The organism is Curtobacterium sp. B18, from assembly GCF_000333375.1.
In the GTDB taxonomy this organism is placed as follows: Bacteria; Actinomycetota; Actinomycetes; order Actinomycetales; family Microbacteriaceae; genus Curtobacterium.
Genome location: NZ_BACZ01000797.1, coordinates 1 through 932, shown reverse-complemented (window position 1 = coordinate 932; position 932 = coordinate 1). Strand labels below are relative to the sequence as shown.

Annotated in this window: 2 protein-coding genes; both read left to right on the top strand. The window is 70.8% G+C overall.

Features of this window, described 5'->3' with window-relative positions:
• The coding region (locus I5E_RS20765) for a thymidylate synthase (RefSeq protein ID WP_022908665.1) at window positions 1-589 on the top strand (589 nt) is incomplete at its 5' end.
• The coding region (locus tag I5E_RS20760; RefSeq protein WP_022908664.1) for a dihydrofolate reductase at window positions 589-932 on the top strand (344 nt) is incomplete at its 3' end. The genes I5E_RS20765 and I5E_RS20760, both read left to right, overlap by 1 nt.

The window sequence follows — 932 nt, the reverse complement described above, 5'->3', positions numbered from 1 at the left end:
CGCCCGCTGGCTGCAGGAGCACGGCGTCCGGATCTGGAACGAGTGGGCGGACGAGGACGGCGACCTCGGTCCGGTCTACGGCGTGCAGTGGCGCTCGTGGCCGACGCCGTCGGGGGAGCACGTCGACCAGATCGCGCAGGTCATCGAGCAGATCAGGACGAACCCGGACTCGCGCCGCCTGATCGTCTCGGCATGGAACGTCGCCGACATCCCCGAGATGGCCCTCGCCCCGTGCCACGCCTTCTTCCAGTTCTACGTCGTGGACGGCAAGCTCTCGTGCCAGCTCTACCAGCGGAGCGCGGACATGTTCCTCGGTGTCCCGTTCAACATCGCCTCGTACGCGCTGCTCACCCACATGATCGCGGCGCAGACCGGCCTCGAGGTCGGCGAGTTCGTGTGGACCGGCGGCGACTGCCACGTCTACGACAACCACGTCGAGCAGGTCGAGGAGCAGCTGTCCCGCACGGCGTACGCGCCGCCGACGCTCGAGCTCGCGCCGCGTGACTCGATCGACGACTACGAGTACGAGGACTTCACGGTCGTCGGGTACCACCACCACCCGGCGATCCGGGCCGCGGTCGCCGTCTGATGTCGTCCTCGTGGGCCGAACCCGTCCGGGGTGTCGGCATGGTCTGGGCGCGCGCGACGAACGGCGTCATCGGCGCGGACGGCGGGATGCCGTGGCACGTGCCGGAGGACCTCGCGCACTTCCGACAGGTGACGGGTGACGCCACCGTGGTGATGGGCCGTCGGACGTGGGAGTCGCTGCCGGAACGCTTCCGACCGCTGCCGGGGCGCCGGAACGTCGTGCTGACCCGGGACGCCGCGTGGGCGTCGTCCGAGGCCGCGTCCGGAGCCGAGGTGGTGCACGACCTCGCGACCGCGCTCGACACGGACGAGCCGGTGTGGATCATGGCGGCGGCAGGGTCGCG